General features: G+C 43.3%; 14 protein-coding genes and 2 pseudogenes. 11 read left to right on the top strand and 5 right to left on the bottom strand.

Features of this window, described 5'->3' with window-relative positions; translation table 11 throughout:
• Positions 1–52: 52 nt before the first annotated feature.
• The 3 genes from CZ379_RS17750 (at position 53) to CZ379_RS17740 (ending at position 1,587) form a co-directional block, all read left to right on the top strand.
• A complete protein-coding gene (locus tag CZ379_RS17750) occupies positions 53–286 on the top strand; it encodes a heavy-metal-associated domain-containing protein (protein ID WP_110932842.1) in 234 nt (77 codons plus the stop codon).
• Between the two features lie 39 nt (positions 287–325).
• Complete coding sequence (locus tag CZ379_RS17745; RefSeq protein ID WP_110932841.1) at positions 326–631, top strand: iron-sulfur cluster repair di-iron protein, ric; 306 nt, start codon at positions 326–328, stop codon at positions 629–631.
• A gap of 245 nt (positions 632–876) precedes the next feature.
• Positions 877–1,587, top strand: a complete 711-nt coding sequence (locus CZ379_RS17740; protein WP_110932840.1) for a Crp/Fnr family transcriptional regulator — start codon at positions 877–879, stop codon at positions 1,585–1,587.
• An 84-nt stretch (positions 1,588–1,671) separates the two neighbouring features.
• Here the strand turns inward: CZ379_RS17740 and CZ379_RS17735 are convergent, their stop codons facing one another.
• A complete protein-coding gene (locus tag CZ379_RS17735) occupies positions 1,672–2,412 on the bottom strand; it encodes an EcsC family protein (protein ID WP_110932839.1) in 741 nt (246 codons plus the stop codon).
• Positions 2,413–2,568: 156 nt separating this feature from the next.
• Positions 2,569–3,561: a helix-turn-helix transcriptional regulator gene (locus CZ379_RS17730; RefSeq protein WP_110932838.1), complete on the bottom strand. Its 993-nt coding sequence runs from the start codon at positions 3,559–3,561 to the stop codon at positions 2,569–2,571.
• 111 nt (positions 3,562–3,672) lie between these two features.
• Here CZ379_RS17730 and CZ379_RS17725 point away from each other — a divergent pair, with 111 nt between their 5' ends.
• From CZ379_RS17725 to CZ379_RS27200, 7 genes and pseudogenes are all read left to right on the top strand, one after another.
• The gene (locus CZ379_RS17725) at positions 3,673–4,152 is read left to right on the top strand and encodes a GyrI-like domain-containing protein (protein WP_110932837.1); all 480 of its coding nucleotides are present in this window, start codon (positions 3,673–3,675) and stop codon (positions 4,150–4,152) included.
• A gap of 75 nt (positions 4,153–4,227) precedes the next feature.
• Complete coding sequence (locus tag CZ379_RS17720; RefSeq protein ID WP_110932836.1) at positions 4,228–4,692, top strand: phage tail protein; 465 nt, start codon at positions 4,228–4,230, stop codon at positions 4,690–4,692.
• A gap of 163 nt (positions 4,693–4,855) precedes the next feature.
• A pseudogene (locus CZ379_RS17715) lies at positions 4,856–5,440 on the top strand (PEP-utilizing enzyme); the annotation flags it as partial.
• Between the two features lie 204 nt (positions 5,441–5,644).
• Complete coding sequence (locus CZ379_RS17710; RefSeq protein WP_110932835.1) at positions 5,645–7,564, top strand: DNRLRE domain-containing protein; 1,920 nt, start codon at positions 5,645–5,647, stop codon at positions 7,562–7,564.
• A 21-nt stretch (positions 7,565–7,585) separates the two neighbouring features.
• Positions 7,586–8,155 (top strand): annotated as a pseudogene (locus tag CZ379_RS26985) (alginate lyase family protein); the annotation flags it as partial.
• 57 nt (positions 8,156–8,212) lie between these two features.
• Positions 8,213–10,516 (top strand): S-layer homology domain-containing protein, encoded by a 2,304-nt coding sequence (locus tag CZ379_RS26980; protein ID WP_324616515.1) that lies wholly within the window; start codon positions 8,213–8,215, stop codon positions 10,514–10,516.
• Between the two features lie 414 nt (positions 10,517–10,930).
• On the top strand, positions 10,931–11,110 hold the full coding sequence (locus CZ379_RS27200) for an IS3 family transposase (RefSeq protein ID WP_110934434.1): 180 nt from the start codon (positions 10,931–10,933) through the stop codon (positions 11,108–11,110).
• Between the two features lie 98 nt (positions 11,111–11,208).
• Here the strand turns inward: CZ379_RS27200 and CZ379_RS17695 are convergent, their stop codons facing one another.
• On the bottom strand, positions 11,209–11,580 hold the full coding sequence (locus CZ379_RS17695; RefSeq protein ID WP_110932833.1) for a MerR family transcriptional regulator: 372 nt from the start codon (positions 11,578–11,580) through the stop codon (positions 11,209–11,211).
• Positions 11,573–12,394 carry an SDR family oxidoreductase gene (locus CZ379_RS17690; protein ID WP_110932832.1) on the bottom strand — a complete coding sequence of 274 codons (822 nt, stop codon included), beginning with the start codon at positions 12,392–12,394 and terminating at the stop codon, positions 11,573–11,575. Before CZ379_RS17690 ends, CZ379_RS17695 begins: the two co-directional genes overlap by 8 nt.
• 621 nt (positions 12,395–13,015) lie before the next feature.
• Between CZ379_RS17690 and CZ379_RS17680 the strand changes: the two genes are divergently transcribed.
• The gene (locus CZ379_RS17680; protein WP_110932830.1) at positions 13,016–13,255 is read left to right on the top strand and encodes a transcriptional regulator; all 240 of its coding nucleotides are present in this window, start codon (positions 13,016–13,018) and stop codon (positions 13,253–13,255) included.
• Between the two features lie 104 nt (positions 13,256–13,359).
• On the opposite strand, the gene CZ379_RS17675 is transcribed toward CZ379_RS17680, so the two are convergent.
• On the bottom strand, positions 13,360–15,345 hold the full coding sequence (locus tag CZ379_RS17675; protein WP_110932829.1) for an ATP-dependent DNA helicase: 1,986 nt from the start codon (positions 15,343–15,345) through the stop codon (positions 13,360–13,362).
• Between the last annotated feature and the right edge of the window lie 3 nt (positions 15,346–15,348).

Below are 15,348 nucleotides of genomic sequence, written 5' to 3'. Positions count from 1 at the left end.
GAAGAGGCGGAATAACGAAGCCACAACATTAAAAAAAAAGGAGAAATAAATCATGCAAAAAGCTAGCATTCAACTAGATACCTTATCTTGTCCATCATGTATGCAAAAGATTGAGAATGCAGTAAAAGGATTGAACGGCATCAATCCAGATAGCGTAAAAGTATTATTCAATGCAAGTAAAGTAAAAGTAGATTTTCATTCAGAAAAGATAGCTATTGGCGATATCGAAAAAGCCATCGAGGACTTGGGGTATCCCGTCATAAAATCAAAAGTAAAATCTGCCTAAGATGCAAAACAAAATTCATTCAAGGAGGAAGGAAGCAGCATGTTAGAACAAACAGGAACATTTATCGATATTGCAACGGACTATTTTGAAAAATTAGATTTATTCACTACTGCTATCACACGTGCCCATGGTAAGAATCACCCAGAAGCATTTGAAATACGTAGTCTATTTGAAGCAATAAACGATAAAGTTAAAAACGCAAGAACTAACAAACCCAACTTGGATCTCGAATTTGCTCAGTTACGTAAAATTACAGGCAATTACACCATTCCTGGAGATGTATGCGACACTTATGCAGCCGTATATAATATGTTGTCGGAAGCAGACAAAGCGTATCACTCTTAAGGATATGGGACGGGGCAGGAAAAGGCTATTGAAAAAAACTCCATATATAGCCATTGAGAAAACATTATTTCTCAGTGGCTATTTTATTTAAGAACCTACTGGTAACTGATACACGAATACTGTGGAGGCTTCTCGAATTCATTTTCATAGATTGATATAATAAATAGCAAAGATCTTTTTATCTAGGGGCGCAAAGCCTTTTTTACAATAGAGCAAGCTGTACTAGAAATAAAAAGGGGGATATTATGTTGGAACAAAGTCAAGGTTGTCATCACCACCGTGGACATGCTGAATGCGTTCGTTTAGTTCCGATTTTTAACCATCTGGAAGATCGTCAAATGGATATGATTGCAGAATCAGCCAAAACACTTCATTTACAAAAAGGTGAATTGTTATTCCGTGCAGGTGAGGAGGATGACACCCTGTATATTATCAATTCAGGTAAGGTTCGGATTTACCGTTTATCTGACTCCGGAAAGGAACAACTCGTTCGAATTTTAAATCCAGGAGATTTCACAGGTGAGGTGGCCATCTTCCAACCCGGAAGTGTTCATGAGAATTATGCTGAAGCCCTGCAGAATACGTCAATTTGTTTAATCAAACAAGAGGATTTACAGAAATATTTGTTGGCATATCCGCAGATTTCTTTAAGAATACTGTCAGAGGTTACCATGCGTTTGAAAGAATCTGAAAAACAAACCACTCAGGTAGCGATTGAAAATGTGGAATCCCGTCTTATTTCCTTTTTAGCAGAGTGTGTTGAAAAGGGGAGCGGCAATAGTCCAACGATTACTTTACCGATGTCTAGAAAGGATTTAGCTTCGTATCTTGGTACAACACCAGAAACAATCAGCCGTAAATTTACTTCACTTGAACAACATGGATTGATCAAGCAATTACCCAAAAAGAAAATTAAAATCCCAGATTTGGATCAATTGTTACTTCATGTTGATTAAAAATGCCTAATAGAATGGAATTCCATTCTATTAGGCATTTTTTTTAGAAGCCGTTACGCAAGGGAGTCAGAGAGAGGATTAACCCTAAAACACGAAATCATCGTGCAATCTGCGCAGGCGGTAAGCATTCATAGCAAATTCGCGCAGCTCCTCAAGGATCGTGTAATTCGCCCATGCGCCTGCGAAAGCACCGATTCCAGGCACCATTTGCAGCATTTTCCGGAAGTCGATGGCGTCTCGGTACTCGATCTGGAATGTCTCCCAGTCCATATTCCGGGAGTATTCAGCATCGGAGAACCACTGTTCCTTTTCAATATGCCAATACTTGATGGAGGAGAGTAATCTGGCACGATTTTCCGGCCCCGAAAACGTCATTTGAAATACCTTGAGAATGAATACTCGCTCGGAGAAGTGTTTGGTGTCATAGCCATAAACATGCGCCAGCTCGAACAAATATTTCATCTTGATCGCAATTAACGCTGGAAAGTCTACCATGCTAAGCATAATGCCGCCAGCTCCAGTTCCGGCGCCTTCAGCAACTGCGATTTTTTGGTACAGGGCAAACAACTCATTCGCTTCTTGATCGGCAGACTCCAGTTCCAGAGTACGCTGCACGGGACGGCTAGGTGTATATTCTGCACCGAACAGTGCCGTGCGCACGATCGATCGTATGGTGGTCGTAATGATACTGTGCACCTTCGGGGGAATGAAATGGTTTATTCGATTGCCGATCGTTTTTGACGTTTTCTCCAGCCATCCTGGCGGTTTGAACATTTTTTGTTCCCAGTTGGCAACTTCCCTCTGTACTTTATGTTCGTAATTCATGATCAATCGCTCCTCCAAAAGACTTGGCAATATTATAACGAATATCTCCTTGAGTCGGAACAGACCGTGGCAGGTAGCGAACCTCGACTAAAGTCCAGGATCGCATAAAGGATTGATTAAAATGGAATGTTCAACTCAAAGGCCCTTAAAGGTTTCTTATGGAAATGTATCAAAAAGCTGGCACTGCTTATGGCCGTATAAGCTTAATCTCTCTTGTAAGCCTTCTAGGACTTCTTCTGGTATCTCCCTGACCTTGAGATCTTCACCCAGGAAAAGCAGCCAATTGGTTATCTCGGTTAATTCCTCTGAATGATGAACATTGATAAAAGTCTTTAAGGTGGCCGTGGTTTGATACGGATTCGTATACGAGATCGAAATCTTTAAAGGATGGTATTTTTTGAACTGGGCAATCGCCTTTGGACCAAGATCAAGGACAAGGTTGATGACTTCTTCCTGCTTACTTAGGCTTTCTAGAATCTTCTTCTTACTTCCTCTTTTTTTCGCAGGGTATGGTTCTACATTGGTGAGACTGTCGACAGGAATAATCCGTCTCTTTTCTTCCTCTAAGTCAAAGCCTTCAATTTGCCATAGACTTTTTTCATGATAAAGATGCAGGAGATAAATGGGACAAGATTTTATTGCGTTCTCTTCTTTGATGGAAACCAATAAATAGCTGTCCAACAGAAGGATTTGGATAAGTTTTTCTAACATGGGGTGGGGCAGGTCTGACAGATCAAGCAGGTCTGGATTATGGGGGTTGGTTCCTTCAAAAAGCAATATTTGATTTAAAAGAACAAGGTCATCTTGCTGGTTTTCGGAGATGAAACCCAGTAATTTTTCAGCTAAAGACTGACGACTTTTGAGATAAGGGAGCTGTTGATTTCTTGTGGCCATAAAGGCAATAAATAAAGCTTTAATTTCATTATCGGTAAAGCGGACAGTGGGCAGGACAGAGTTGTTCATGACAAAATACCCCCCATCCCTTCCAACTTCAGCGACAAGCGGCATCCCCATCGCTTCGATTTCTCGGATATCTCTAATGGCTGTCGAACGAGAGATGTTAAATTCCCGCATGATTTCAGAAATGGTAAAGTGAGCGCGGTTGTTGATATACCGCATAATGATATTTATCCGTTCAACTTTTTTCATCGGGCCCCCCGAAACAGTATCATTTTTTGACATGATTTAAGGTTATTATAAACCCATCAAGTGAATAGACAAAACCATTTGATAATTTTTAAAAAAAGGAAGGTTTTGAATATGGCAAATTATATCCTTGAGGAAAAAGACAGCTTTATCGTTTTAGGTATCAGAATTGAGCTTCAGAGCGATTACACAGACTATGCCGGCATAAATAAGGAAAAAGCAGACTTTTGGGAGGCAGTGAAACAAGATGGAAGGCTTGACACTTTAAAAACCATAGCCGCAAATGACTACATTTTTGCCGTAAACGAAGCGGTAAATAACAAGATGATGCATTATGCTGGCGTCATGACAGAAGCATCAGTACCGGAAGCAACCAGAGTGATTCAATTTCCTAAAGGGGAATACCTGGTTGTAAAAGGGGAAGGGAAGACATCTTGGGAGTTGAGTAATATGCTTACTGGTATTGCCTTTGGACAAGTCTTGCCGGAAGCACAGAATTTTGCCTATGTTGGCGGGCCAAATGCAACGGTTGAGATGGGGCAGCGAAACGGCTCCGTATTTGGTGAAATGTGGATTCCCGTTGTAAGGAAATAAAGAGATCAGTAAAGCTTCCGCTGCGAGTTTTACTCGAAGCAGGTTCTAATCACAAAACTTTTAGGAGAGATGAACATGTCCTATATCGTAGACTTTAAAAACGTATCGACGCTTGGTTTAGAGTCTTCACCCGTAGCAGAAGCGCTTGCTGGCTTACGAGCGAATGAAGCCCGTTACTTTATGAACAAATATAAGCATGAATTTACGGTTGTACCTGCCAGTGAAAGCCAGGAGATCCTTGATTATGTGAACCAAATTTTGAAAGAAGAACGCGATATTGAGTTTGCGGCCAAACCATTAGAAACGTCGCGTTTCCAAGTGGAAAATATCAAATGGACTTTCGTCTTTTATGAGGATGGTCTTGCGCTCAACGTCATGTATACGGTTGATGAACCTAAGAAGCGAGCCGTTGGTTTTAAGCTTTCTGAGGGGATGGAAATCCCCAAGGAGTTAGAAGGGAAGTTTAAGTTCGCTAGACAGAAGTCTAAATTAGCTGGAACCATTCGGGGCTCGTTTTTCATAATTAAAGGAGAATATTAAGTCGCTGTTAGACAAATCAAATTTCTGTCCAGGCGGCGTTATTACAGCTGGCACGCATTGGGAGACAGATCGAAGCTTATTTTGGCCAGCCAGAAGATATGGAGTGATATTTGGTTAACGACACATTCCATATTGTCCAGAGCCGGCCCATTAAATCGATGCCTATCTGGATAAATACGGCATGCGATGTACCGGAGAAATCGATATCACCCGGACTCGTTGGAGCGAAAAACCAATGACGGTTATCCCGCTGATTCTTGGTAACATCAAAAACTTTGAGCCTAATGCAAGCCGTCGGAAATTTGAGCAAGGGAGACAGGAAGCTTTGGCAAAAAAGCAAGCATTATTAGATCGATTAAGCCAATTACCGGATGGCGAACAAAAAGCCAAGGAAAGCAAACGAATGATCAACCTCAACCGGAATTTCAGCGGGTTTAGGGAATATCCAGAATACGGCATGGTTCATCGCTATTTCGCTTATAAGCAGGCTTTACTAAAAGAGGGCGAACGACTCGTTCAAGCTGGGGATATATTAGTTACCGCCTTTACAGATCCAAGCTGGACACCATTGTTTGTATCCATAAAAGACCTAGTCACCGAAGTTGGTGGGCTGATGACCCATGGAGCAGTAATCGCACGTGAATATGGCTTACCAGCAGTTGTTGGTGTGGAGAATGCTACTAAACGGATAGAAGACGGGCAACGAATTCGCGTAAATGGAACAGAAGGGTATATTGAAATATTGTAATGGATTAAAGGTTTAGCACCCCTTGGTTTAACCGATGAATTCTAGGGGGGCACTTTATGACCGCAAGCCGGTTTTTTTATGCTTTTCCTAAAAAAACCTCAGTTCATTCTAAAAAAAGAGCATGTTGTGACAAAAAACAAAGTGGTATTCTTTAAAAGAGATTAATGATAGCGCTTTCAACGATTTCTTTTGAGGAGGAGAAGTATGTTTAGATTAATTAGGCGGGCTTTGTCTTTATTGTTATGCGTTTCCCTGTTAGGCACGCCCCTCACCACTTTTTTACTGGGAACAACACTAGTTGCGGCAGCTGAGGCCGACACCTTCCCGGCAACACAAGATGCATTTGTATCGAATTTCAATTCCCAAGACAACACCACGATGGTTAACTCGAACGCAAATAAACTGATATACGGAAAGCACCGCCACGTGTATCTTCAATTCGATTTATCCTCGATAGATACCCAATATTATGCTATTGAAGAGATGCAAATGAATTTGAATTTCAGAAAGAGTCATGCGCCCAATGAACTGATATTCACGGAGAGCGAGCCGACGCTGAGAAATTCCACAGAACCATGGACGGTAACAAATGTCACTTATAATAACCGCCCCTATGATATGGCGGGATCGCCGGTTGTGACAAAGAATGTAGTGTCTACAGGGGAGGAGAATCTCTCTGTGGATGTGTCATCCATCTTTCAATCTGCATTAAGCAGCGGAAGAAAAACGGTAAGTATTCATTTGACAACCGCTAGTGTGAATGACAACACAGTTAATGCCAGCGAGATGTATTCTTCAAGGAATACTTCGGGGCATCCCGGTCCATCTCTGACCGTCACGCTGGGTGAACCAGTTGTAAATGATGGAACCGATAAAGAGGCTCTAAAAGCATTAGTTGCCGCAGCGGAGCAATTAACAGAATCGGATTATGAGATTGACAGCTGGGCAGCGCTCCTGGAAGCAATCCGGCATGCGAAGGGAACCATCCGATCCCCGGTGACGCAACAGGAGGTTGATCAAGCAATGCTGTCTCTGCAAGCGGCTATGGACAGACTGGAAGCTGCCGAGAGGCCTGTTCAAATTTCGGGCCCGAACATGGGCAATTATTTTGATAATAGTAAGCATGCGGCAAAAATTATGAAAATAAAAAATACAGATGGCAGATATGTGAAGGTGGATCCTGTTACTGAAACGTTATCGCTTACGGCTAGCAGGGAAGACGGATCTAACTTTGCTTTGTACGTTCTGGACTACTTCGCCACAGTTGATAAAGCGGAAGAAGAAGTAGGAGCTACCAGGACGATTTATTCCATAAAATCGCTGGATACAGGAAAATACCTAACGATTCAAAACTACTATACAGCAGAAGAATTCCTGAATAATACGCACAGGTACTTTAATATTATAAGTGGTGCTTCGAGCGGAACCAGTACGGACAGAGTATTTGAAATTAAAGCATCTGCAGTTACCCCGAACTGGAACGAGCGATTTTATATCGACCATTATGCACAGTCTGATTATTATCGCATCTATTCCCATTTGTCCACGATGAGGGATGATTCGGGTTTTGACCGCTTCAACGTTAAGATGACAGAGGATTCTATGCAATCGACCGGTATTGCCCTTGAAAATTCGGAATATCGGTTTTATTTTGAAGAAGTGACTGGTGCGGATTTGTTGGAGGTCAGCCAGAAGGTAACAGGAAATGATGTGCTGCTGCACTGGCGTCCCCTAAATGGGGATACCAACCCTGAAAATTACAGTATCGATCGAGCTGGTACAGAGGTTCAGTTTACGGAAGGACGAATGAAGGCGACAATAGCTGATTTGAGCATCGGCAGCCACAGATTTACTATTACCTACAGTGGCCATGGCATTCAGACAGAATCGGGGGTCGCTGTCAGAATTTTCAGTCATCCGGGTATCCTGCATACGCAAGAAGATCTGGATAGCATGAGGCATCATGTTCAGGCCAAGGAAGAACCTTGGTATTCCGATTACCAGAGATTGCAGAACAGTGTTCCCTATCACCTATCCAGCTTCAATTATATGACCACAGCCTTTACAAATGTGGGACGTGGAGGAGCACCTTCGGATTCCGGAAATATCGGTTATTTTGAATAAGGCGGCACTGCTGCTTATTTCAATGCCTTGCAATGGGTAATTACGGGAGAAGACAAGTATGCGGAGAATGCAGCGGGGATCCTGAGCACCTGGGCGCATACACTTAAGGTTATTGATGGCAGAGACCGAATCCTTGGCGCTGGTATCAATGCGTACAAATATGCCAGTGCTGCCGAAATCTTAAAGTATTATGACGGCGGATATAGCGGATACAGTGATGCTGACTTTCAAGCATTGCAAGATATGATGTTAAACGTAGTTTATCCTGTCATCCAGGATGCGGCAGCCCCAATGCTTGCCAATGGCAACTGGGATACAGCGGCTCTGGTCACTATGATGTCAATAGGTGTTCTGTGTGACAATACGGAAATTTATGATCGTGCGATGGCATTATATCAAGATATTCATGTGAACGGGTCGATCTTTGCATATGTGAATGACACCGGACAAACCATGGAAACCGGACGCGATCAAGCTCATGCAATGTTAGGCATCGGATACATGGCTGAAATCTGCATCATCGCTTACAATCAAGGTTCGGATCTGTATTCCTTGTACGATAACAGATTGGCTAAAGCTTTTGAATACACAGCAAAATATAATTTGTATTCGAAGGAACTCTATGGTGAGGAGGTTCCTTTTGTCGGGATGCCGAATGTATTCGGTGATCCTTCCAGAGGGTACTATGGGGCGGGTTTTGACAGAGAGTCCAACGGACTTAACCGTGGTGAATTGCGGCCCGTATTCGAACAGGCGCTGGCACTTTACCGCAAGACGGGACACGTTGAGTTGCCATGGACGGAGAGAGCAGCGCGGGCAGCCCGTCCTCAAGGCATGGTGCATTTTGATAACCTTAACTTCGGCACACTGACGCTCTACAATGGTGAGCCGCTTCGCTCCAATGAGTCCTATTTTCAGATGCGAACCCGATGGGAGCCGTTGTATCAGAGAAATTGGAGTATGGTGGATGGACAGAGAGTCGCAGAGACATTGAATTCTTATTATGATATCAATGAAAACGGTGAGCTAGTGACCAGTGTGATAAAGCAAGCAGCACCATTTTTCCAAATGACTGCTAATAGCGACGGTACCTATGCAATCAAGCTGGTCAAGACAAATACCTATTTGTCGGTGAAGGATGAAATGGTTGATGGTAATCATGTGATTAAAGCAGATGCTGCTGTGATCGGAGAAAATGAAAAGTTTATTCTTCGCTCCAGCGGGGTCGGCCCATTCGCTCTAGCTTCACCCAAGTACGACAATCGAATCGTATATCAACAAGCTTCTGGTTCAGGAGCTAATGCGGTTCTGACTCTTCGATTAGGTTCCAAGCGTTTGGAGCAAATCACGGATGTTCCTGATATTACAACGAATGAAAGACTAATTTTTATGTACAATATTGCGGATATCGCAGTACCAGGCAGAGCAACAGGGATCAAACTGAATGCTGCTAAATTGGAGCTGTCCGTGGGTCAGCAGGAGCAGTTAATGGCAACGGTACTGCCTGAACATGCATCTAACCGGAATGTTGTGTGGTCTTCTGCCAATTCGGGAGTTGCAAGCATCGATCAAAATGGTAATGTAACCGCTGTGGCAGCAGGAAGTGCAGTCGTTACGGCGACCTCGGAAGACGGCGGTTTTACGGCATCAGCAACCGTGGTGGTGAAGGCAGCTTTGCCAGAGCCCGGGAATCCTATAGAAGGTGGGTCATCAGCACCTCCGTCGTTCCCATCGGCATCGGTTCCGACAGTTACTCCAACACCTGTGCCTTCGGAAACAGCAGGATGGGTTGACAGCGGAAAAATAATTATCAGGCCTGTGATAAGGGCAAGCGGAATTGCAACGCTAGAATTGAATTCCGGGATCGTGAAGGATGCCATTGCAGAAATGACCGACGGGGTTCTTCGCATTGAGGTGCTCTTATCGAATTCCGCGGAGCAAGTGAATGTTACACTACCACTGGCTGAAATCAAGGTGAATGAGGATTTGAATCGAATTGAGCTTGATCTGGGGCAAGCCAATGTTTCGGTATCGAGAGATCTAATATTCAGAAATGGAGGTTCAACTGCCGAAAAAGCAATGATTTCATTGAGAAAAGCGAACTTAGCGGACTTGGAGAATGCTGATTCTCTGAGAAGCCTAAACGCGGATGAAGTCTACGAAATTAGAATTGTGGTGGACGGTAAGGAGATTGACAAATTCGACACCATAGGAGATGTGCACGTTGCTCTGAAATATAAACTTCAAAATGGAGAAAGAGCCAGTCAGATTATCCTTTATACGATAAATGCTTCAGGTAAGCTTGAAATTGTCAATAACGCGATCTATAATCCTGTCACTGAACAAATGGTGTTCAAACCCCTGAAAAAGCAGAAATTCGTGGTCGCATTCCGAAATGTTCAGTTCAGCGATGTCACAGGCGGCTGGGCTAGAGAAGCGATTGAAGCGTTAGCAGCACGGGGTATTGTAAACGGAGTGGGTGATGGAACGTTCCATTCAACGTCTCAAGTGACCCGGGCCGAGTTCCTCACCATGCTATTGAATACCTTCGAATTAACGAATTCTAATTCGGACTCAATACTATCGTTCAAGGATGTTCCACAGGGGGCATGGTACGCAGATAAGGTGGCTGCGGCATACCGGCTCGGAATCGTGAACGGACGGTCAGACGGAACCTTCGGTGCGGATAATATCGTTACTAGAGAAGAGATGGCTGTATTGGCATATCGTGCAGCTTTGGCTGCAGGGTTAAGCTTGAATGGATCGGATACAGTAACGGTCTTTGAAGATCACGATCAGATATCATTGTACGCCCGAGAAGCAGCCACAGCGATGCAAGCTGCAGGAGTAATCAAGGGTATGGATAATGGTAGATTCGCTCCGAAAGGCACTGCGTCCAGAGCGGAGGCTGCAGCCATCATCTACAGCTTGCTTCAGGCAGAATTAAATTAATATATTGGTATTTTGAGATTATTAGGCCCAAGTTATGCAAAACATCGATCAACAAATCAAGGAGTACGTAAAGAGCAAAAACTTACACTATCTGACGAAAAATATGAGGTGTTTCTCATTTGTTTGTCAGATGAGAAACAATCTGTAAATGGTTATATTCATGTGATATACCCGTTAATTTAGAGGGAAGAGGAGTGTGTTGGCAAAATGGTTTTTTTAGAAATGTTCAATTGACTGATTTAAAACAGCTAATAGCCATCGAAAATGAAGGGAAGATCCTTGGATATATTAATGATCCTATTATTATGCAACCGTTTGATACCTGAGGGTTTAAGATATTTTTATACAACTAAGTCCAAGTAAAAGTAGAACTTGAGAAGTCATAAGTACACCAAGGAGGAAAGAAAATGGTGACTGAATTGTTGGTATTGGTGTAGGACGTCATCCAGAAAAATTTACCTTCACCAGTGTAAGTTAGAAAGAGAGATTCATCAAGCCGTCGAGGACTATATTTATTTCCATAACTACCAACGTTTTCAGGCAAGACTCAAACAGCGCGCGCCGATAGAGTATCGGCACGCGCTGGCTGCTTAGCTTTTTTCATCTGTCTACTTGACAGGGGTATTACCATCTATCCTTTGTCCGGTCAGGTTTATTGTTTCCTTCAAAATGATTGAACACTTCCTTCAGAACTACTCACTATACTTTTCAAGCTTGTGTTCAATCATAGATAAATATGCAATTAATTGATTAACTTGGTTCAAAATCCGCTCCTGTTGCCGATTCAGGAGGTCGACACGTTTTGGGATAGTTTCATCACCTTGGAGGGTTAATTGTGCAAAAGCCTTCATTTCTTCAATGTTCATGCCAGTGTCTCGGAGACAGCAGGTGAACTCAATCCACTGCATGTCATCCTCGTCAAAGACTCTTGTGCCGAATTCGTTTCGTTTAATAGGGGGGAGGATCCCCTCCTTTTCATAATAGCGTAAGGTATGAATAGATAGACCGGTTAGCTCTGCAACCTTGCCAATCGAGTATTTAATAAAAGCCTCCCCTTTAATCAAGAACTTGGCTGTGCACGTACGCTTTAAACTCTTCGTCGTTTAATTGTTCGCGAAGATTCAATGTTTCCTCAGCATCATGGCCAGCGGGATACCTTAATTGATCACTTTCGTCCGTTACTGCCCTAAAAATGGTTTGAGCGACCATTTCTGCTGTGGCCTGTAGATGAGCATTCTTCTGGATGAATTTCTCAAACCCCTTATTGAAAGATTCGGTGAAATCATTATAGTCTGACAGCAATTCATTGTGCAATCTTTCGGCTGAGCTGTACCACGGAGTTTTTACAATGCCCGGCTCGATTAATTTAACCCGAATATTCTGGGAAGCCAGTTCATAAGATAGCGATTCGGAGAAGCCCTCCACGGCAAACTTAGTTGCATGGTATAAAGAGGTTAGAGGAAACGTGATTCTTCCGCCTTGAGAAGAGATGTTTACAATCATGCCTTTCTGATTTGCTCTAAAATGCGGTAATAGGGCTTGCGTCACTCGCATTAACCCGAAAACATTTACGTCAAACTGGTTGTGAATTTGTTTTTCGGTAGCTGCTTCAAAAACCCCCACTGCTCCATAGCCAGCATTGTTTATAAGTACGTCTATTTGTCCGAAACGTTCTACGGCTTCACTTATAGCACGATGGATGCTTTCTGGTTGCTGGACGTCCATACGAGTCACAAGAACATTATTATACTTAATAAGTTCGGTTTCTTTTTCCGGAGATCGCATAGTTGCTGTGACATTCCATCCTTGTCCAGCGAAATGCATGGCCGTAGCTTTCCCTAACCCTGTAGATGCACCTGTAATAAATATTGTTTTCATTTATAAATCCTCCTAATCATAAGTTGTTTTATATACTAATGTCTAGAGTTCACTCTATGTCAATAGCGATGATTTTAAAGGAAGTCAACATACAATGGATCGGGAAAAGCCTTTTCGTACGATTGAAGAATAGTATAAACTCGCGCTTTAAAATTGAAATTGTCGAGGGACAAGAACATGATCCTATTGAAGTCGCTAATATGACGGCTCTTCGTATTATCAGGTTAGCCAGAATCTACTGATTGGCCTTTTTTGTGGCTGTTTTACGAGGGGCGGAGCCGGAAGAACGTGGCGGCTTTAGGGGCATTGATCCCGCAATAAAGACTGTTCTCTCACGACCTCCAAAAAGACCATGTTTGAGCTGGTAAGGGTAGTGGATCCCGTATCACAAGCGAAGCTATGGGTTTGGGGAACCATCGTGGAAAAGGCCGGTGAAATCAAAGGAGAAGGGGTGAGGAAATGGAACCTGTTGTTGCTGTAGTGAAAAGCATCCGGGAATCGGAACCAAGAAAAAATGCCTTTGGGAGACGTACAAGGTCAAGCATCTGATATTGAATATTCATGCTGGCAATGGACAACCCTTAAGGTTGGGTATTATCTTATGCGGGAGGTCATCGCTTCTTGAAATTTGAACTAGGACGTTGCTTACTGAATGAACGATTGATGGAATCCGGAAAGTCAGCGGAATGGCTGGCAAGAGACTTACTTTTTAAACCGGAGCGACTTTACGACTTTATTGAAAACAAAAGAGTGATGTCACTCAAAATTGCCATATCGATTGCCGATTCCATCGGTTGTGATGTTCGTGCCTTATATGAATTAATTCCGAACGATAATGAAGTAATAAATGTGAGCCACTAAATCGATACCAAGTTCTTTCCCCAGTTGAGGACAAGAACTTGTATCGATTGCCGAAAAGGATAGATCTTTTCATCGTCACCCTATCGGGAGCTTGTTCAATGTATCTACTCGGTGGAAAACGATTCTACTTCAAGTATAGCTCCAGCCGGCAATACTGCTACCACTCTATCTTTGACATGCTGATTGAGCAAAACTTCTGCATCCAAGATGGCTGCACTCCCTTGATCCGTCGATGAGCGAATGAGTCTACCTAATCCTTGCCGTAAGCGAAGCAGCATATATGGCAGGTCTACTTCTTCATATGCTGAATCAGCCGCTTCCCGTTTAGCCATAAATACAGGATCTTCCGGTGGATAGGGCAGTGACCAAATAATAACGTTGGATAATGAAGGTCCCGGCACATCCAGACCCTCCCATAGGCTTGCCGCACAGAGCACGCTTTCCTCTGTATTTTGGAACTCAGCTATGAGGCTGCTAATCTCACGGTCACCTTCATATAGCATAGTATAGGATGCGAAGTATGGATGGTGCGAAGCGGCTTGCTTAAACTCGCGCAGCTCATTCATTGTTCTGAATAACAATAGAGCTCGTCCTTCGGTACGTTTGATCAGCTTGGCCGACAGGGCCAGCTTCTTCGCAGCAGCAGCCTCACTCCGAATCTCTCCATCTTGCAGAAGTTCACTCGGTGCTAATAGCTTCATCTGCTTCTCGTAATCGTACGGAGAGTCCACAGAAAAAGATAAAAATTCGCTGATTCCGAGACTTCCTGCTACGTAATCAAAAGATCCATCCACCGACAAGGTTGCTGAAGAGAATACAATCGGCATCTGAAGTCCGAATACCCGTTCCTCCAGCACTTCCTTAACCGTTTGCGGCATAATGGCAAGTGTTGCAGCACCATCCTCATTTTCTTCCGCCCAGCAAATGTAGGTATCTGGTTCTCGGAACAGATGAAGGGCAGTTTGGATCATCTCCAGATGCTCTTCAACGATACGCAGCTTATATTCATCAAGCGTATACAAGCCACTCTCAAAGACCAGTTCTTCATCAATAGCTTCAATTGTACTTTTCCAGCGATTCAGTTCTTTCAGAAGCTTCTCATCAATGTGGATTCGTTTTCGCTCAGAACCGGGTATCGCTGTACTTTGCTCCGCCACCAGAGTAAACACAAGCTGACTCTGATCAATGGAATCTTCAATTCGTTCGGCTAGCGTTTCCCGGATCTCTCCATCTAGAAGACGAGTAATAATCTCTTCATATGCACTATGCTTCAGCTTATAACTGAGGGCATGTTGTGCTGCAGATTCGAGTAAATGTCCTTCGTCAAAGACGACTGAACTATGTTCCGGGAGGAGGGGGAGCTGACCTTCTCTTTTTCTTCCCTCATAGGTCCATACATGCTCCATGTAGTAATCATGGGAACAGATAATAAGGTCTGTAGATTTTCGATAATGATCCCGAGATAAGGTCATGCCGCAGCGATGTCTTTTATCACATACAAAACAGTCCTGAAATGAATCCCAGTTGATTTTATTCCACTGTTCATCATTCAGATGCGGGTATTCCTTACGATCGCCGTAAGGGTAAAAAGATTGCATCGTTCCTGGGGAATGAACAAAATCAGGAAGATTTTCATACACATCTTCAATAACCGCCGCATCTTCATCCTGAAGACGAACGCCGTCTATTTTTTTGAGACATAGATATTGATCAGGGGATTTACCGAGCCGCGCATCAATCTGTAAATCCAAATAACGGGCAAGCTTAGCTATATCACCTTCCTGTTTCACAAGCTGCTCGATGAGCGACTCATCTGCACAGGCAATCACTGCAGGCTTACGTGTATATCTGGCATAGTTAACTGCATAAAGCAGATACACGAGTGTTTTTCCCGTGCCTACGCCTGCTTCAGCAAAAATAGTTTCCTTATTGGCATAGGCTCTTTCCAATTGGTAAGCCATAAATATTTGTTCATCACGGACATCAAATCCATGTTCAGGTAACACATCATAAAAAACATCCGCAACCCAATCGCCGACCTGCTTGACGAACGGTTCTGACGGATCATAGGAGAAAGGATATCGTTGCACACT

Origin of the sequence: Paenibacillus bouchesdurhonensis, from assembly GCF_900155685.1 — a bacterium.
GTDB classification, from domain to species: domain Bacteria; phylum Bacillota; class Bacilli; order Paenibacillales; family Paenibacillaceae; genus Fontibacillus; species Fontibacillus bouchesdurhonensis.
Note: the sequence above shows the minus strand (reverse complement) of the source record. Positions and strands in the feature narration are given on the sequence as shown.